Source organism: Ruegeria sp. H9 (genome assembly GCF_056532915.1).
The window spans coordinates 276,367-293,843 of record NZ_JBQFNX010000001.1; the positions used below are offsets into that span (position 1 = coordinate 276,367).

The 17,477-nt window shown below is 56.6% G+C and carries 19 protein-coding genes; 4 read left to right on the forward strand and 15 right to left on the reverse strand.

Annotated elements, in window-relative coordinates:
* Nucleotides 1–246: 246 nt before the first annotated feature.
* A complete protein-coding gene (locus ACR0CZ_RS01305; protein ID WP_170394331.1) occupies nucleotides 247–1,389 on the reverse strand; it encodes an alpha-D-ribose 1-methylphosphonate 5-triphosphate diphosphatase in 1,143 nt (380 codons plus the stop codon).
* A gap of 49 nt (nucleotides 1,390–1,438) precedes the next feature.
* On the opposite strand from ACR0CZ_RS01305, the gene ACR0CZ_RS01310 reads away from it, so the two are divergent.
* The gene (locus ACR0CZ_RS01310) at nucleotides 1,439–2,110 is read left to right on the forward strand and encodes a DUF1045 domain-containing protein (protein WP_170394328.1); all 672 of its coding nucleotides are present in this window, start codon (nucleotides 1,439–1,441) and stop codon (nucleotides 2,108–2,110) included.
* On the opposite strand, the gene phnN is transcribed toward ACR0CZ_RS01310, so the two are convergent.
* From phnN to phnG, 7 genes are read right to left on the reverse strand one after another with little or no spacing between them, the layout of a single operon-like run.
* Nucleotides 2,086–2,637 carry a phosphonate metabolism protein/1,5-bisphosphokinase (PRPP-forming) PhnN gene (gene phnN / locus ACR0CZ_RS01315; RefSeq protein ID WP_480537130.1) on the reverse strand — a complete coding sequence of 184 codons (552 nt, stop codon included), beginning with the start codon at nucleotides 2,635–2,637 and terminating at the stop codon, nucleotides 2,086–2,088. The two genes, ACR0CZ_RS01310 and phnN, sit on opposite strands and share 25 nt — an antisense overlap.
* Nucleotides 2,634–3,317, reverse strand: coding sequence for a phosphonate C-P lyase system protein PhnL (gene phnL / locus ACR0CZ_RS01320; protein WP_170394324.1), 684 nt, complete (start codon nucleotides 3,315–3,317; stop codon nucleotides 2,634–2,636). Before phnL ends, phnN begins: the two co-directional genes overlap by 4 nt.
* A 3-nt stretch (nucleotides 3,318–3,320) precedes the next feature.
* Nucleotides 3,321–4,091 (reverse strand): phosphonate C-P lyase system protein PhnK, encoded by a 771-nt coding sequence (gene phnK / locus ACR0CZ_RS01325; RefSeq protein ID WP_170394315.1) that lies wholly within the window; start codon nucleotides 4,089–4,091, stop codon nucleotides 3,321–3,323.
* Complete coding sequence (locus tag ACR0CZ_RS01330; RefSeq protein WP_170509531.1) at nucleotides 4,088–4,939, reverse strand: alpha-D-ribose 1-methylphosphonate 5-phosphate C-P-lyase PhnJ; 852 nt, start codon at nucleotides 4,937–4,939, stop codon at nucleotides 4,088–4,090. Before ACR0CZ_RS01330 ends, phnK begins: the two co-directional genes overlap by 4 nt.
* On the reverse strand, nucleotides 4,936–6,024 hold the full coding sequence (locus tag ACR0CZ_RS01335; protein WP_480537129.1) for a carbon-phosphorus lyase complex subunit: 1,089 nt from the start codon (nucleotides 6,022–6,024) through the stop codon (nucleotides 4,936–4,938). The genes ACR0CZ_RS01330 and ACR0CZ_RS01335 overlap by 4 nt, the downstream gene beginning before the upstream one ends.
* Entirely contained in the window at nucleotides 6,024–6,587 is a 564-nt protein-coding gene (phnH, locus tag ACR0CZ_RS01340) for a phosphonate C-P lyase system protein PhnH (RefSeq protein WP_170394310.1), read from the reverse strand. The genes ACR0CZ_RS01335 and phnH overlap by 1 nt, the downstream gene beginning before the upstream one ends.
* On the reverse strand, nucleotides 6,587–7,042 hold the full coding sequence (phnG, locus tag ACR0CZ_RS01345; RefSeq protein ID WP_170394307.1) for a phosphonate C-P lyase system protein PhnG: 456 nt from the start codon (nucleotides 7,040–7,042) through the stop codon (nucleotides 6,587–6,589). The genes phnH and phnG overlap by 1 nt, the downstream gene beginning before the upstream one ends.
* 81 nt (nucleotides 7,043–7,123) lie before the next feature.
* On the opposite strand from phnG, the gene phnF reads away from it, so the two are divergent.
* The gene (gene phnF, locus ACR0CZ_RS01350; protein WP_170394304.1) at nucleotides 7,124–7,843 is read left to right on the forward strand and encodes a phosphonate metabolism transcriptional regulator PhnF; all 720 of its coding nucleotides are present in this window, start codon (nucleotides 7,124–7,126) and stop codon (nucleotides 7,841–7,843) included.
* On the opposite strand, the gene ACR0CZ_RS01355 is transcribed toward phnF, so the two are convergent.
* The 5 genes from ACR0CZ_RS01355 to phnC all read right to left on the reverse strand — a co-directional run bounded on the left by ACR0CZ_RS01355 (nucleotide 7,840) and on the right by phnC (nucleotide 12,505).
* Nucleotides 7,840–8,457: a DapH/DapD/GlmU-related protein gene (locus ACR0CZ_RS01355; RefSeq protein ID WP_170394301.1), complete on the reverse strand. Its 618-nt coding sequence runs from the start codon at nucleotides 8,455–8,457 to the stop codon at nucleotides 7,840–7,842. The genes phnF and ACR0CZ_RS01355 overlap by 4 nt on opposite strands.
* Nucleotides 8,457–9,782, reverse strand: a complete 1,326-nt coding sequence (phnE, locus tag ACR0CZ_RS01360) for a phosphonate ABC transporter, permease protein PhnE (RefSeq protein WP_480537128.1) — start codon at nucleotides 9,780–9,782, stop codon at nucleotides 8,457–8,459. The genes ACR0CZ_RS01355 and phnE (ACR0CZ_RS01360) overlap by 1 nt, the downstream gene beginning before the upstream one ends.
* Nucleotides 9,779–10,654: a phosphonate ABC transporter, permease protein PhnE gene (gene phnE, locus ACR0CZ_RS01365; RefSeq protein WP_170394297.1), complete on the reverse strand. Its 876-nt coding sequence runs from the start codon at nucleotides 10,652–10,654 to the stop codon at nucleotides 9,779–9,781. Before phnE (ACR0CZ_RS01365) ends, phnE (ACR0CZ_RS01360) begins: the two co-directional genes overlap by 4 nt.
* Nucleotides 10,655–10,719: 65 nt before the next feature.
* Nucleotides 10,720–11,631, reverse strand: a complete 912-nt coding sequence (gene phnD, locus ACR0CZ_RS01370; protein WP_170394294.1) for a phosphonate ABC transporter substrate-binding protein — start codon at nucleotides 11,629–11,631, stop codon at nucleotides 10,720–10,722.
* Nucleotides 11,632–11,689: 58 nt separating this feature from the next.
* Nucleotides 11,690–12,505 carry a phosphonate ABC transporter ATP-binding protein gene (phnC, locus tag ACR0CZ_RS01375; RefSeq protein WP_170394291.1) on the reverse strand — a complete coding sequence of 272 codons (816 nt, stop codon included), beginning with the start codon at nucleotides 12,503–12,505 and terminating at the stop codon, nucleotides 11,690–11,692.
* A gap of 218 nt (nucleotides 12,506–12,723) precedes the next feature.
* Here phnC and ACR0CZ_RS01380 point away from each other — a divergent pair, with 218 nt between their 5' ends.
* Entirely contained in the window at nucleotides 12,724–12,990 is a 267-nt protein-coding gene (locus tag ACR0CZ_RS01380; protein WP_170394288.1) for a hypothetical protein, read from the forward strand.
* Between the two features lie 113 nt (nucleotides 12,991–13,103).
* On the opposite strand, the gene ACR0CZ_RS01385 is transcribed toward ACR0CZ_RS01380, so the two are convergent.
* The gene (locus ACR0CZ_RS01385) at nucleotides 13,104–13,490 is read right to left on the reverse strand and encodes a carboxymuconolactone decarboxylase family protein (protein ID WP_480436495.1); all 387 of its coding nucleotides are present in this window, start codon (nucleotides 13,488–13,490) and stop codon (nucleotides 13,104–13,106) included.
* Nucleotides 13,491–13,688: 198 nt separating this feature from the next.
* The gene (locus tag ACR0CZ_RS01390; RefSeq protein WP_170394282.1) at nucleotides 13,689–14,780 is read right to left on the reverse strand and encodes an aromatic ring-hydroxylating oxygenase subunit alpha; all 1,092 of its coding nucleotides are present in this window, start codon (nucleotides 14,778–14,780) and stop codon (nucleotides 13,689–13,691) included.
* A gap of 214 nt (nucleotides 14,781–14,994) precedes the next feature.
* Here ACR0CZ_RS01390 and ACR0CZ_RS01395 point away from each other — a divergent pair, with 214 nt between their 5' ends.
* Nucleotides 14,995–17,469: an FAD-dependent oxidoreductase gene (locus ACR0CZ_RS01395; RefSeq protein ID WP_170394277.1), complete on the forward strand. Its 2,475-nt coding sequence runs from the start codon at nucleotides 14,995–14,997 to the stop codon at nucleotides 17,467–17,469.
* The last annotated feature ends 8 nt before the right edge of the window (nucleotides 17,470–17,477 follow it).

Sequence of the window (17,477 nt, forward strand, 5' to 3'; positions counted from 1 at the left end):
TAAGCAACAAATTTCCAGTCAGTTAATCGTGGAACTTGCTGCCCGCATTTTGCGTTACAGGAGAAAGTGCGGTAAAAAAGTAACCATATTCTTTACGAGTTTAATGTTCTGGCACGACATCAGTTTATCAAGATGCGGGTCCAGAAAAATCAAGCGGAGCAAGGGCGCAGATCCCATCTGATAATCCGCGAGCTTTCGGCCGCCAGCCATGTTCTGTTTGGCAAGTTTGATTCAACCAATCACAACTCATCCAACCTTGTTGCCTTGGCTCCAGACACCGCGCAAAACTGGTGTTTGACCCATGCGACGCACACGCAGAACGTCACCGCGCAGACCCACATTCAGGATGCCACGGTCATCAAGACCGACAGCCATTGCAGGATTACGTGTAACCGTGGCCACAGCACGAGGCAGGTCGTCCCAAACACTGGCAAGATGAAAAGCCGACAGCAGTAGCGCAGAGGGCACATAGTCGGAAGACACAATTTCCAGAAGATCGGCCTTTGCAAGATCTTCAGCCGCGACATTGCCGGAATGCGAGCCGCCACGGATCAGATTCGGGGCACCCATCATGACGGCGATGTTGCGGGTACGGCAGGCCTCGGCCGCCTCGAACGTGGTTGGGAATTCGGCGAAAGCCACACCATTTTCGGACGATTTTTCGACATGCCGCGCCGTGGTATCGTCATGGCTGGCCAGCGCGGCGCCAAGACGGGCGGCCTCGATCACTGCACCGGCTTCGTGCTTTTCTCCGAAACGCTGCTGTAGACCACGCAGTTTCTCGACATGTGCAACGAAATCGGCGTCGGTCATACCGCGCTTTTTGGCGACATAGGTCTTCAATGCACTCAGATCGCTGAATTGGCGTTGACCCGGCGTGTGGTCCATCAGACTGACAATGCCAACCCTGTCTTCCGGCCCGAAGGTCGCCAATTCCTCAAGCAGTGTCTCCGAGCAGATCTCGGCCCGCAGGTGAAGGAAATGGCTGATCTTGAAATAGCCTGCGGCGCGCGCCGACAACAGTTCGTCCGCCAGTTTGCGGGCATAATCGATGTAACGGCCCTTGCCGCTGTGAATGGAACCTACTCGCATGGCGTCGAACACGGTTGTGATTCCGGTCGAGGCCAGCTCGCTATCATGCGCGATCAGGGCCGGAAGATGAGGCCAGTCCACTTCCGGGCGAGGCTCGATATGACGTTCGATATTGTCGGTGTGCAGCTCGACCAGTCCCGGAAGGATGTAATCACCTGCACAATCGACTGCGCCGGTCGGAACATGATCCCCTTCGGTGATCTCGGAAATGACGCCCTGTTCGATTGTCACCGAACCGGTTACTACCCGATCGGGCATCACAAGCTGGGCATTCGCAAGGCACAGATTATCTGACATATCGCTGTCACAAGCCTTTGCCAAAGAGGGCGCGGGAAAAGGGGAATTCATGTCATACTCTCGATTTGCAATCTACTATGTGCCGCCCGAAGGACCATTGGAACAGTTCGGCGCGCGCTGGCTGGGATGGGATGTCGTGCAGGGCTGCGAGGTGCCTCAGCCCGATCTGCCCGATTTGCATGACGTTACGATGACACCGCGCAAATACGGCTTTCACGGAACGCTGAAACCACCCTTTCAACTGGCCGGAGGTTATTCGCTTGAAGCCCTGAAAGCGGCGGCGTCTGAGATGGCCGCTGGCCTGGCGCCTTCGAGCTGTGAAGGGCTGAGTCTGACGAGGCTGGGCCGGTTTCTCGCTTTGACCCCACAGGGCGATGTGAGCGGCTTGCAAAGAATTGCTGCGGCCTGTGTACGTGAGCTTGACCCGTTTCGCGCCCCAACCAATGAGGCTGAAATTGAGCGGCGGCGCGGTGCAAGGCTGAGCCCACGTCAAGACGCACTGTTGATCGAGTGGGGTTATCCCTATGTGATGGACGAGTTTCGGTTTCACATGACGCTGACGGGTCGGCTGCCGAATGGTGATATTCCTGTATGGGCCGAGGCGCTGCGCCGCCATTTGCCAGCCTTGCCCGAGCCCTTCGTCATCGACCAAATTGCCTTGTGCGGCGAGCGCATTGATGGGCGTTTCGAGCTTATTCATCGGTACGCGCTCGCTGGTTGAAGGACCCCTGCGGCGCGCGCAACCGTCTCGGCCAGTGGGCCATCGTTGGAGATGGTGATAACGTCCAACCCATCGGGCAAGGGTTTTTCTGCCTGAGCAAGCCGATTTGCAATCTCACTATCGCTTTCTCGGCCGCGAGTCGCCAAACGCCGAGCAAGAGTTTCCGGCTTCGCGGTGATATTCAGGACAATGAAGCGCGGGAATTTTTCTGCGGCCTCGAGCAGAGCTTTACGGGAGAAATTTGCCAGACAATCTGCGCCATCACTCAGCCGATCTTTGACGGCAACCGGTATCCCGTAGCAAAGCCCATGAGCAACCCAATGCACCGCAAAGGCACCATTCACCGCCATTTCTTCAAATTCGGCGAGTTCGACGGCGTCATAGTCTTCCCCGCCCAACTCTGGTGCACGGGTGATGACGCGGCGCACCAAATGCAAATCGGGCAACAAGTCACAAAGCCCTAGCATCACACTGTCTTTGCCAGCCCCCGACGGGCCAACCACAGCGATGAGGCGACCCCGGGTCATGCCGCGACCTCGGGTGAAAACTGACTGGCGTCGATTTCGCGATCACAAACGCGCGCCCTAGCCGCTTCGTCATGGAAAATGCCGATGATTGCAGTACCACGCGCCTTTGCCTCTTCGATGAGCCTTAGAACAACCTCGCGATTGGCCGCATCCAGACTGGCAGTCGGCTCATCCAACAGCATCGCGGGATAGGAATGGGCGAACCCGCGTGCGATGTTGACACGCTGCTGTTCACCACCCGAGAAGGTAGTCGGTGAAAGGGTCCAGAGCCGCTCGGGAATGTTCAGTTGCCGCAACAGAGCTTCAGCCCGCGCCTTCGCGTCAGCAGCGGAAATGCCCACAGCCCGCAAGGGCTCGGCCACGACATCGACGGTAGGCACGCGCGGAACCACGCGGAGAAACTGGCTGACATAACCCAGAACCTCGCGGCGCAGGGCGATAACTGTCCGAGGCTCTGCCTGTACGATATCCACATCACCGATGCGAATTTCTCCGCTTCGGGCCAGATAGTTGCCATAGATCATACGCATGAGGGTGGACTTGCCCGCTCCAGACGCGCCCGTCAGCGCTACGCATTCGCCCGGAGAGACCGAGAAGGATACATCGCTCAGCACCTCGATCACGGCCGCACCTTGATTATGGAGAGTGAAAGTCTTTGAGACGTTGTTAAGCTCAATCATTGCTCACACCTGCAAAACGGAACTGACAAGAAGTTGGCTATAAGCGTGTTGCGGGTCATCAAGCACTTGATCGGTCAGGCCTGCCTCGACCACGCGGCCCGATTTCATCACCATCAACCGATCTGCCAGCAGGCGCACCACGGCCAGATCATGCGTGACGATGATCGCCGACAAGCCCATGTCGCGAACTAACCCACGCAACAAGTCGAGCAACCGCGCCTGAACGGACACGTCCAGACCGCCCGTTGGCTCATCCATGAACACCAGCCGAGGACCGGTCACGAGGTTTCGTGCAATCTGCAGGCGCTGCTGCATCCCACCCGAAAATGTCGTCGGGCGATCATCCACACGGGAGGCATCGATCTCCACTCGTTGAAGCCAATCCGTGGCCTTGTCACGTATGTCGCCATAGTGACGCTCTCCAACGGCCATCAGCCGTTCACCTACATTCCCACCGGCGCTGACGCCCATGCGTAACCCGTCGCGTGCATGTTGGTGGACAAATGCCCAATCGGTACGGCTCAGCATCCGGCGCTCGGGCTCGGACATCGTTACCGTGTCCTGCGGACCTTTTGCGCGGGTGTCGAACACAACCTCTCCGGCATCCGGGGTCAGATGCCCGGCCATGCAATTCAGCAGTGTCGACTTACCTGACCCGCTTTCGCCAACGATCCCCATGACCTCGCCGGGATAGAGGTCGAATGACACATCGGCACAGCCGATATTTGGGCCATAGCGCTTTGTGATGTCCCGAACAGACAGCAAAGGTGTCATGCGGCGTCCTTTCCTTTGTGACCCGCCGCCTGGCGCGCCTCGCAATAGTCGGTATCCGAGCAGACGAACATCCGCCCACCCGCGTCATCGATGATTACCTCGTCCAGATAGCTGTCCTCTGCACCGCACAAGCCGCAGGCTTGGTCGGCCTTGGACGCCTCAAACGGATGATCCTCAAAATCCAGTGAGACAACCTGCGTGTAGGGTGGCAGCGCGTAGATCCGTTGTTCACGCCCAGCTCCGAACAGCTGGATCGCAGCCATATCACCAAGCTTTGGGTTATCGAATTTCGGGATTGGCGACGGGTCCATTACATAGCGGCCTTCGACCTTCACCGGGTAAGCATACGACGTCGCGATATGCCCGTGACGACTGATATCTTCGTACAGCTTCACATGCATCAGCCCGTATTCCTCAAGGCTGTGCATCTTGCGGGTTTCGCTCTCTCGCGGTTCCAGAAAGCGCAACGGCTCAGGGATAGGCACCTGATAGACAAGAATCTGACCTTCTTGCAGCGGCTCCTCGGGAATCCGGTGGCGAGTCTGAATCACGGAGGCGTCGCTTGTCGTTGTGGTTGTTTCAACCCCTGCAGTGCGTTCAAAGAAGGTGCGGATCGAGACCGCGTTTGTGGTATCGTCCGAGCCCTGATCGATCACCTTGAACGTGTCATCCGGGGTCAACACAGCGGCCGAGACCTGCACACCGCCCGTACCCCAGCCATACGGCATAGGCATTTCGCGCGAGGCAAACGGCACCTGATAGCCCGGGATCGCCAGACTTTTCAGAATTGCACGGCGGATCATCCGCTTGGTCTGCTCGTCCAGATAAGCAAAGTTATAGGCGTTCATTCCGCAGCCTCCTGCACCTGATCCGCGCCAGCCTCGCGGCGTAGTTTGCGCACCAGTTCCAGTTCAGACTGGAAGTCGACGTAATGCGGCAGCTTGATATGCTCTAGAAACCCCGTCGCCTGTATGTTGTCCGCGTGATAGAGGACAAACTCGGCATCCTGAGCAGGTGCGCCAACATTATCCTCACCCAGTTCTTCCCACCGCAGCGCACGGTCGACCAAAGCCATCGAGATCGCCTTGCGTTCCGTCTGACCAAACACAAGCCCATAACCTCGGGTGAATTGCGGCGGCTCGGTTTTGGAGCCCTTGAACTGGTTAACCGTTTCACATTCGGTCAGAACGACCTCACCGATTTCGATGGCAAAGCCGAGTTCAGGGATCTCCATTTCAACCGGCACGGACCCGATCCGAAGCTCTCCAACAAAGGCGTGATTGCGCGCGTATCCGCGCTGTGTGGAATACGCCAGACCGAGGGTGAAACCTTCATCCGCGCGGGTCAGCGCCTGAAGGCGCAGGGCGCGATCGGCGGGCATCTCAAGCGGCTCGCGGGTCAGATCAGGTGGCGGCGTATCGTCATTCGGCGTTTCCTCGATCAGGCCTTCGCGATTGAGGAAATCAGTGACATGCGGCACATCGCCCAGTTCAGCTTCGCGCGCTGGGGCTTTGGGCACCTCACCATCAGCAGCCAGTTTGAAATCCAGTAAGCGATGAGTGTAGTCGAAGGTCGGCCCAAGCACCTGCCCGCCCGGCAAATCCTTGAAGGTTGCCGAAATGCGCCGGTCGCAAGCCATTGCCCCGGTATCAACAGGCTCGGATGCGCCAAAGCGTGGCAACGTCGTGCGATAGGCGCGGATCAGGAAGATCGCCTCGATCAGATCGCCGCGCGCCTGCTTGATCGCAAGCGCGGCCAGATCCGGATCGAACAACGAGCCTTCGGCCATGACACGATTGACCGCCAGGCTCAGCTGTTCGCGGATTTGCGCGATGCTCAGTTCCGCCACATCGGTATCACCACGGCGTTCTTCGGCAAGCCAAGTGTGGGCATTTTCAATCGCACGCTCGCCACCTTTTACTGCGACATACATCAGGACACCTCGGTCGTTCTTGGCAAAGCCGCTAGGCGGTTGCCATTCGTGAAGATGAAGTCGAGCCCCAGTGGATATAGCGTCTGATTATGCTGAAACGCCTCAAGCTCGGGCAATGAAAGCGCGGCTTTATCCTTGATTCCCGGACCTGTCAGAGTCGCCCCTGAAGCGATGAGTTCGGGGCATTCCATGATCAACGTGGCAGAACGATCCGGATATTCAGACGTCCCGATCGGGTATGCGTTCAATGGTCCCAGATCCGACCACGCACCAATGGCAAACATACAATGCGACGGGCCGGTCAGCGGTGCGCCGGTGTGGAATGCAAGCCAGCTGCGTACGGCGTCGCAATCTAGCGCACCTGCCAGATAAACGGGCGTCTCAGTGTCGCAAAGCGTCAACAACACCGCACCTGCTGCTGGTGACATTGGGGCCGGAGGAACTGCGCCAGAAATCTCTTGCACGGTACCGGGACGCGCCATTGCTTCCATCACGCTGCGAAAGGCGTGGGCAGATTGGATCGCGGGATCCTTGAAACCGCCGATCAGGGCTTCTGACTGCATCAATCCTCTCCTCGTACCATGGTGAAGAAATCAACCTTAGTGGCTGCGGCTTTGGCGGCACGCGCGGCCTTTGCATTGGTCAGCTCATCTCGCAAAGGGGTCAGCACTTTTGTGCGCAACAGATCAGACACATCTGTCTGCATCAGTGCATCAACCAGCGCGGCGACTTCGGCATCTTCTTTCCGACGGCCTTGTATATAGGCATGTCCGACTTCGCCCGCTCCCAGAGTCAGCGCACAGCGTGTTACCGTCATTTCGCCCAGATTGAACGGCGCACCAGTCCCACCTGCGCGAGCCCGAACCATGGTGCTGCCAATCTCAGGAGCACGCAGCCATGTGAAGCCGGGGCGAGGCATCGCTGCATCCAACAGGGCGGCCACGCGTCCCTCCGGCGCTTTGGCCAGCAGGCTCATCCAAGCCTTCCGGTCCGCGTTTTCATCAAAAGTGTCTTTCATCTCGACAACTTTTCCATTTACTATACAACTATACACATCTTATCATATTTGCCGCCGTCAGACAGAGGAATTTTGTGAAACTTGCGTGACACTCCCACCAAAACCCCGATCTGGAAGGCCATCGCCGACGCACTTCGCAGCGATATGGCCGAAGGGCGCTATGGCCCGGGTGATAAGCTGCCAACCGAAGCGGCACTGGCAGAGCGGTTCGGTGTGAACCGCCATACGGTGCGTCACGGCATCTCGGCCCTTGTGGATGAGGGCCTAATCCGAACGCGCCGGGGCGCGGGCGCTTTTGTGGCGGCCACGCCCACCGATTACCCCATCGGGTCGCGGGTGCGATTCCATGAAAACCTCATCGCTGCTGGTCGCAGACCAGAAAAGAGGGTGCTTCATGTTGAAGAACGGGCAGCGACCGAGGGCGAGGCCACCGCGCTGACTGTTTCACCCGGTGATCAGATCTGTGCGTATCACGGCCTCTCATTGGCGGACGGGCACCCGATTGCCGTGTTCGAAAGCATGTTTCCTCTTGATCGACTGCCAGGCATCTGCGCAGCGCTACAAGACACCAGCAGCGTTACCGAGGCGTTAAACAGGTCGGGTGTCACTGACTATACTCGGGCCTCAACCCGTCTGACGGCCACGCGCGCCACGGCCACTCAAGCTCTGCATCTGCAGGTTTCGGAAGGTGATCCGCTGCTTAGATCATCCGGAGTGAATGTTGACGAACAGGGACAACCGGTTGAATTTGGCCGAACCTGGTTTGTTGGAGATCGGGTGACACTGACCCTTGAGAGTTAAGGCTCGTATTTCTCCAGAAACGCTTCCGCCGTCAGAGCACGGAAATCGTCGAGCGCCAACCGCAACTTGTCATGAGACCAATTCCACCAGGCCAAAGCGATCAACCGATCGGCGATGTGTCGTGGCTGACGCAGTCGCAAGGGTCTTGCAGGAGTACCGGCAACAATTGTGTAGGGGTCTACAACCTTCGTCACCAAGGCACCCGCAGCCACAACAGCCCCGTCACCCAGTGTGACCTCGGGCTTTATCATCGCGCCTGCGCCAATCCATGTATCGTTCCCGATATGGACAATTCGGGATTTGCGGTGACTGAAAAACACCTCGTCCCGATCCGCATCGTCCCAATAATCGTTCGAGCGATACAGGAAATGGTGACAGGACGCCGTGTGCAGCGGGTGATCAGTCGCGCCGATCCGCGAAAACGCGGCGATGTTGGCGAACTTACCGACCTTCGCGTTGGCGATGTCGGCATAACGATCGCAATAGCTGTAGTCGCCCATTTTTGTATGTACGACGCGGCTGCCCTTGCCGATTTCAACATAGGCCCCGAACGTGCTTTCGGTAATCTCACATTCGGGGTGAATGCAGGGCTGTTCCGCTGAAAGCCGCGCCATCAGTCTTTCCGCCCGATCAGCTTACCGCGCAACCAGCCCGAGGCCCAATCCATGAACATCACCATGATGATGATCAGGACAATGTAATAGGCGACCTCTTCCCAATCTTTCTGCGTCTGGATGGCTTGCGTCAACATCAGTCCGATGCCGCCACCGGTGATCGCACCGATGATCGTCGCTGAACGTGTATTGGATTCGAGGAAATATAGAATCTGGGCCAGCAGCACGGGAACAACCTGCGGGATCACCCCGAACCGGTATCGCTGCAGTGGTTTGGTCCCGGTCGAGGACACCCCCTCGATCTGTTTCTGATCAACGTTTTCCAACGCCTCCGAGAAGATCTTGCCAAACGTGCCCGTGTCGGTAATCAGAATCGCCAACGCGCCGGTCAATGGTCCGGGGCCAAAGGCCCGAGCCAGAACCACAGTCCAGATCAATGCGTCCACACCGCGCACAAAGTCGAAAAGACGGCGCGTTGCGGCGCGAAGCAACATGATCGGCGAAAACCGTTTGGCGGCGAGAAAGGCCAATGGCAGCGCGATCATAGCGGCACCCATCGTACCCAGAAATGCCATCAGGATCGTTTCTCCGATGGCCCAGGCCACATCCTTATGCCGCCACATCGCGTTGTTCCACCAGTCAGAGACTGCGCCTGCGATATTCGAACGGCTTGGATCGATCTGCGCGCCAAACAGGATTTCACCAAGCCCATGGCCGTGGTAGGGACTGTCAAGCGTGAACCAGAACAACTCCCAACCCGGGAAATAGTTGAACACTTCAGTCCGAGCGCCCGTCATGGTGATCCGGCCCTCAGGCGTTGTGACGCCAACACGCCGTTCAGATGCGGAAATCCAGTCGGGCAGTTCAGAGGGCAGATTTGTCGTCAGGCGGCGTCCCTTGGCCTGCACTTCGATCAGCTGGAAGTCGGGTATTTCAATCTCGGTCCGGTTGTCAGGCAGGAACCGCACGATATGATTGCGGCCCAGATCGATCGTCGTCACCTCTTCACCCGATACCCAGTCGGGACGTTTACCCACGGGATAAGTGCCCTTACGCTCGCCCTCAACCGCATAGGTCACCTCACCGCTCCGATTATTGCGTGTGACATGCACTTTGTGTGACCAGCTATCAGAAGCCAGTGTAACGGCGTTGTCCAGATTGGCACGTTGCGCAAGGCCCGGCAGGTCGAAGGCGAAGAAGATGTAGGTGAGATAAACGAGGATCACGACGGGGATGCTAAAGCCGATCAATCGTTTACGCTGAAATAGCTTTTCGGCGTCAAGCTTGGCCTCGTCCAGCCCGAAGTTCCAATCAATTGTGGTCATTGGCCCTGCCCTTCGGTCAGACGGTTGCGGTAGCGGCTGGACACCTGATCGAAGAATACGATGGTGCTGAATAGCAGGATGAAAATCGCGCCGGCCTCGTCAAAACGACCCGGACCCCAAGCCATGGCATTGCGCAGTTCGTAACCCAACCCTCCCGCGCCGACGAAGCCCAGGATGGCAGAAGCGCGAATATTGATCTCAAATCGCAGCAACGTGTAGCTGATATAGTTTGGCGCGACCTGTGGCAGGATACCCAGCATCATCTGTTTCGACCAAGTCGCCCCGGTCGAAGCCAACCCCTCAACCGGTTTCAGGTCAGCGTTTTCGGATACTTCCGAGAACATTTTACCAAGCGCCCCTGCGGTGTGGATTGAGATAGCGATCATCGCCGGCACCGGACCGCCCCCAAGGACGAAGATCAGCACAAGCGCGATAACGATTTCCGGCACTGCGCGCATAACATCCGAGATACGCCGGAAGACCGGGATTAAACCCGGCCATTTCGCCAGCCCGCGTGTGCCAAGAAGCGACAGGATCAGACCACCGATGGCCCCGATCAACGTGGAAACTGCGGCAATGTTCACCGTCTCAACCAGTGCAGGGAAGTACTTCACGATCAGGCCAGGCAGATCGGCCCGCTTTTCCCAAGCTTCAGACAGCACATCCGCCGGGTAATCACCGATCTGATACAATCCGTCCCAGAACCCACCCGCGTTTCGGGAATCCGCAATGTTGAAACCTGATACCATCAGGACCACAAAGATCAGCAGCGTCAGCCCGCCATAAAGCCTGCGCTTGTGAACTTGTGCCATATAGCTGGATTGAATGGTCTCAACGCCGCCTGGCGCCGCACCGATTGATAAATCTGCCATCCCGAGCCCCGAATGAATAAAGACCGGCAACCCCAATGGGTTGCCGGAAACGTCATGTGCGCGCGTTAGCCACCGATTTTGGCTTTGCGGGCCTCAACAATCGAGATGTAGGTGTCATGCGATACCGGCTGGAAACCCAGCGTTTCGCCTGCCGCCACACCATATGCGCAATCGGGGTCACGCTCGTGCAGGCCATCGACAAGATCTGTCATGGTCGCGCGGACATCGGCAGGCAACGCCTTGCGCAGAACCACAGGGCCTTCGGGGATAACGTTCGATTTCCAGATTTGGACCATGTCGTTCATGTCGACAAGACCTGCGTCAACCGCTTTGCGCAGGGCACCAGAATTGTATCCATCTTCCCAGTTGCCCTGACCATCGGCCCAGGTCACACCACCATCAATGTCGCCATTATTCACAGCGACGATCGTCTGCTCGTGGCCACCAGTGAATTTGACCTCACCGAAATACTCACCCGACTCCATGGTGACACCTTCTTTGTATTGGGGGATTTCGATCGATGGGATCAGATAACCTGAGGTCGAGTTCGGATCACCAAACCCAAACACTTTGCCTTTCATGTCGTCCAGTGAGGTGACGCCACTATCCTTGCGGGCGAACCCAATCGAGTGATACCCGATTGAACCATCCACATTGACCTTGATCAGAACGGGCTCAACTGCTTCGGGGTCTTGCAGATAGGTGGCTGCGTAAGAAGAGGCACCCAGCCAAGCCATGTCGAGTGTCCCGCCCAACAGGCCCTGAATCACACCGTTGTAGTCCGCCGGGGCGAATAGCTTGGTCTCAACGCCTAACGCCTCAGAGGTATAGTCTGCGAGACACTGGTACGAGTTCATGCGGTCCTGGGCATTTTCACCACCAAGGATGCCAATGCGAAACTCGGTGATTTCTTCGGCAAGAGCAGCAGTGCTCAAAACGGTCGTGGCGGCAAACGCCAGTGCGAGGGTCTTTTTCATCGTTTTCTCCGTTCGGTTAGATGAAGGTGGCCCGCGACGGACGCGGGGGGAAACTGGCTCAGACGTAGGCTTCCGCTTCGCGGACCTCGGGCCTGTCCAGTGTTTCGATCTCGGTCGAGGTTGCGGCCTCGGAAAAGTCTGCGCCTGCACCGTAGATGTCGCGCGCTACGCCCGTGGTCAGCTGCGCAGGGGTGCCGTCGAACACAATCCGACCATCACGCATTCCGATGACCCGGTCGCAGTAGCGACGCGCGGTATCCAATGTGTGCAGATTCGCAATGACCATACGGCCGTCTTCTTCGTGAATGGCCCGCAGCGACTGCATCACAACCTGTGCATTCATTGGGTCCAGCGAGGCGATCGGCTCATCCGCCAGAATGATCTTCGGGTCCTGCATCAGCGCGCGGGCGATGGCGACGCGTTGCTGCTGGCCGCCTGATAAGGCTTCGGCTCGCTTGGGTGCTTGCTCGGCAATGCCTAGCCGATCCAGAATTTCAATCGCCTTATGAATATCCGACCGCGGGTACAGGTTGAACATCGTCGAAAAGGTCGATTGCCTGTTCAGCGTGCCATGCAAAACGTTCGAGACGACATCCATGCGCGGTACAAGATTGAACTGCTGGAAGATCATCGCACAGCGCGATTGCCATTCGCGTTTGGCAGCGCCGCGAAGCGCAGAGATCTCTTCGCCTTCAAAAGTAATTGTGCCGGTCGTTGCATCGCTCAGACGGTTGACCATGCGCAAAAGCGTGGATTTTCCAGCCCCGGAGCTGCCTATAATCCCGATCATGGTTGGCTTGTCGACGACTATATTCGCCGAATCCACGGCCCGTTTGTCACCAAACTTTTTGGTCAGCTTTTCAATTCTCAGCATATCGCCCCCATCGTTGCGAGGCGGATAGAACGTCAAAACAAAAGCTTCGTGACGCTTTTGAATCGTTTCGTTTACATCTACGCGAAAGATTTGTGACAGGCGCGATGATTGCCTGGTTCTGCAGCGAGTGTCGTATCTCGCAGGGCTCCACTCGAGTTTTATCCACAGGGCGTCACAGAACTGTTACGCTTGAGCGCAGAAAGAACTAACCTTCACCTATGACCCGTCTTCATGCCAGCCTTCTTCTTCTATGCCTTGCGGTGCCTTCTACTGCGCAGTCTAAAATGGCGGATGTCAGCTGTGATGACAGCGCGCGGATGGCACAGACACTGAAACAGGTTCTGGGGGCCGAACGTCAGGGCATGGGTTTGCGCGATCCCGAAACGATGCTGGAGGTTTGGGTCAAACGTACAAGCGGAGACTGGATGATCGTTCAGAACTACGCCAACGGTACTTCATGCATCGTCGCGATGGGGGACCATTAGCAAGGTGAGGTGCCAGACCCGGCTTAGGCAGGTGTCAGCAGACCGCGCGAACTGCAGACGCGCAATCTCGCTGATTGTGTTGTTCCTTCTGAAGATCTCGCGAAGGGATCAGGTCAGTCCAGCAGCCCACGTTCGGTCAGGACTTTGCGAGCGACACGGAAGCATTCAAGAGACTGCGGGACGCCACAATAAATGCCGATCACATGAATGATTGATCGGATTTCCTCTTTGGTGACACCATTGTTCAACGCGCCGTTACAGTGGATTTCCCATTCATGCATCTTGCCGAGTGCCCCAATCATAGCGAGGTTCATCATCGAACGGGTCTTGTGATCGATCGTGTCATCCCCCCAGCCGAAGCCCCAGCACCAAGCAGTCATGTTCTCTTGGAATGAGCGGGTAAAATCATCCGCCGCTGCCAGGTTCTTCTCAACATACTCGGCGCCCAGCGTCGACTTGCGCTGCTTCAGGCCATGTTCAAACAGGTTGTCGTCCATCATTCTCTCCTCAGGTGAAACGACCGATCTGCAACTTAGTCGGTCCTGGCTCGATATTCCGCTAAAGCCGCCGCCCCTGTCTTACAACCAAGCCCACCACCGAAGGCAAGGGGCTCGATCGCGTCGTTCTGGTCGGGTATGCCCTTTGGCACAGCGTTGGCTTCGGTGATGTCTTATCTGGCCCATCCACAGCACGTAACGTTATTCAATCGCCTCGCGCATCCATTGTTGAAGCTTCGCAACGGAATGCTCACTCATGACGCCACAGGCCGGATCAAGCACCAGCGGTCCCGGTTTGTACCCTTTGGATTTCAGGCCGCGGTGAACGGATTCCACTAACCGAATATCCTCGGCCACAGTCGTTTCGCGATCCTGAGTGGCAAGGCCACGGATCACGTCGCTTTCATGACCGCCTTCTGTGTACCACCCGCGCCAGACGGTACAGCTGTCCACTGTATTTGCCCGCCAATGATAGGTGTTCAGAACATTTCCTGGATAGCATTGGAACGAGAACATCGGCCACAGGAACCAGCTTTGATAGTCGCCCGCGTGCTTGTTGCTTTCCAGATCAATCGGATAGGTCATCTTTTCGAGGCTTTGGCACTCGGTCGTGTGACGCAGCACGTAACCTCCCGACACATCGGGCTGAATGTCATAGGTTTCCGGTTTGATCACGCCTTCTGCAAAGGTCGGGTGATTAGTTGGGCAGTGATAGCATTCCGAGTAATTCTCGATCGAAACCTTCCAATTGCAGTTCTCGGGAATTTCCACCCACTCTAAGGGGGCCAGAGCGTTAGTGTTCGGCACGAACTCAGACAACTCGTCCCGGACACCGGGATACCATTCGTCCATCGTTGCCGCGTTATCGTCCAAATTGACAAAGATGAACCCAAGGAAGTCTTCGGTCCGTACTTCGGTCAGACAAATTTTCGCGCGATCAAAACCGGGAACTTTCTTGATGTTCGGTCCAGACCGCAGGCCGCCGGTAAGCTCATAGGTCCACTGATGATAGGGACAGACCACTACACGGGTATTTCCGGTTCCGGTCACCATTTCATGCGCACGATGCTGGCACACGTTGTAGAAAGTCCTGACAAGATTGTCGCGTCCGCGAATGGCAAAAAGGTTCTGACCTGCGATTTCGAACGCAAAGTAATCGCCTACATTTGGGATATCTGCCGCATGACCTGCGTATTGCCAAGTTCTGCACAACAGGCCGTTCATCTCTTTGTCGAATATGTCAGGATCCGTATAGTACCGGGCCTCGAGCGAGTGGGTTGGCAGGACAGTCATATTTTTTCTCCTGATACAAACCGAGCTGGTGTTTCAGTCAAAAAGATCGCGTCAGGATTCGTAACATCCGTACGCGTCACAATACCACTTGAAACATCTGTACCGCACATTGCTTACCTCGGTATGTACATTTGTGCCATTTTTAATTGACAGTGGTACATATGTAGCAATAGGAAGTCCACAGAATTCCATGTCTCGGAAACAGGAAGTTGCGATGTCTAAAAAGGAACTGCCTGCACGCGCAAATGTCGTCATTGTCGGCGGTGGCGTCATGGGTTGCGGACTGGCCTATCACCTGGGCCATGAAGGTTGGGGCGAAGACACGGTACTGTTAGAAAAGGCCGAGTTGACTTCGGGCTCCACCTGGCATGCCGCTGGTCAGATCACTCACTCCACCAGTTCCCACGGGCTGGGCAAGATGGTCGACTATAACATTGGCCTCTATTCCAAGACACTTGAGGAAGAAACTGGTCAGGCGGTCACGTGGCACGGCTGCGGTTCATTCCGTCTGGCCTATACCGAGGATGAGATGGACTGGCTTCGCCACACATTATCAGTTGGCCGAGCGCTGGGGTTCAATATCGAGTTGGTAGGGCCTGACTTCATAGCTGACAAACACCCCTACTATAACCTCGACGGTGTCATTGGTGCGCTTTATACGCCAGATGACGGTCACGTTGATCCTTCGAACGTGACTATGGCGATGGCAGCTGGGGCCCGTCAGAAAGGTGTGAAGATTTTCCGCCACTGTCGCGCGACCAACATCACCCAGAACGATGCAGGTGAATGGGTGGTGGAAACCGAACAAGGCACCATCACCTGCGAACACGTCGTTAATGCAGGCGGCACCTATGCCCGTCAGATGGGCGAATGGTCGAACCTGCAATTACCCATGACCTCGATGACCCATCATTATTTTGTCACTGAAGATGTGCCTGAATTCAGAGACCTGAAGACCGAGCTGCCGGTGATCCGCGATGACAAGATGGTTTCGGGCTATATCCGCATGGAACAGAAGAAAGGCCTGATCGGGATCTACGAAAAAGAGAACTCAAACTCTGTCTGGCATGATGAATGCCCTTGGGAGTACGAAAACTGGCTGTTCGACGCGGATTATGACCGTGTCATGCCATGGCTGGAAAACTCATTGGAACGGATGCCGATCTTTTCTGAACTGGGCATCACCCGCGAAGTCCATGGAGCAATCAGCCATCCGCCAGATGGCAACCCAATGGTCGGCCCCGCACCGGGCGTAAAGAATTACTGGTGCTGCTGTGGCACGCAGATCGGCATCGGTTGGGGGCCTGGTCTGACCCGTGAACTGGCCAAATGGATGGTACACGGTGCTGCTGATATCAATATGCGTGACTATGATCCGCGCCGCTTTGGCAGCTATGCCAAGAAAGACTGGCAGGTCATCAAGGCGCATGAGGATTACAAGCTGCGGCACGAGATCCCCTTTCCGCATTTCAATCGTCTTGAAGGGCGTCCGATCAAACCCTCGCCGCTTTATGAAATCCTCAAGGAAAAGGGCGCGGTCTATGAAGAGGTTTTTGGCCACGAGCGCCCGCGATGGTTCGCGCGCAATGGTGTTGAACAGCGTGACCACTATTCGTTCCGCCGCAACGAAGTCTTCGACATGGTTGCGCTGGAATGCCAAGCCGTGCGTGAGCGTGTTGGTATCATGGACGTGACCGCGTTCACCAAAGTCGAAGTTTCAGGCCCCGATGCCTATGCCTATCTTGACCGTCTGACGGCCAACAAGATGCCACAGAAAGATGGCTCGATCACCTTGACCCACTTTCTGAACCGCCGGGGCCGTATCGAGCTTGAGACGACCATCGTTCGCATGGCGGAAGACCGCTATTATCTGGTCTGCGCGGCGTTCTTTGAACAGCGCCTTGTCGATCACTTGAACCAGAACCTCACGGGAGAGACAGTCTTTGTCAAAACGCTCTCCGAAGATTGGTCGGCTTTGTCCCTGAACGGGCCAAATTCCCGCGAGGTGCTGGCCAGATGCACCGACGCGGACCTGTCCAACGCCGGGTTCCGCTGGCTGTCGGCTCAGGAAATCACCATCGCGGGGCACAAGGTCTGGGCCTTTCGCATGTCCTATGCGGGCGAGTTGGGTTGGGAATTCCACATGCCGGATGAAGCCTGCGTTGACGTCTACAACGCACTGTGGGCTGCCGGCGAGGAATTTGGCATCGAAAACTACGGCTCGTTTGCGATGAACAGCCTGCGCATGGAAAAAGCATTCCCCGGTGCTGGAGAACTGACCAACGAGGTCACGCTGCCAGAGGCCAATGTCAGCCGGTTCTTCAAGCTGGACAAAGAGTATCTGGGTGTCGAAGCAACGCGCGCCAGCGCCGCTCAGTCTGAGGCGGGCGAGATGCCTTGGATTTGCGCCTATTTGGAGATCGAACCGGATGGGGTCGAAGATGGTCATGGGGGCGAGGCTATTCGGATCAACGGCGAGGTTGTCGGTGCAACAGCCTCGGTCGCCTATGGCCACAGCGTCGGCAAAATCCTCGCCTTTGCTTACGTCAAGCCACACGTGAATGTTCCGGGCACAGAGATCGAAGTAGTTATCGCTGGTGTACCCCGCAAAGGGCGTGTCCTCGGCGAAGCAGCCTATGATCCGAAATCTGAGCGCCCACGTACGGATGCGGTTCGTGAATTGGCGTGATCTGAATG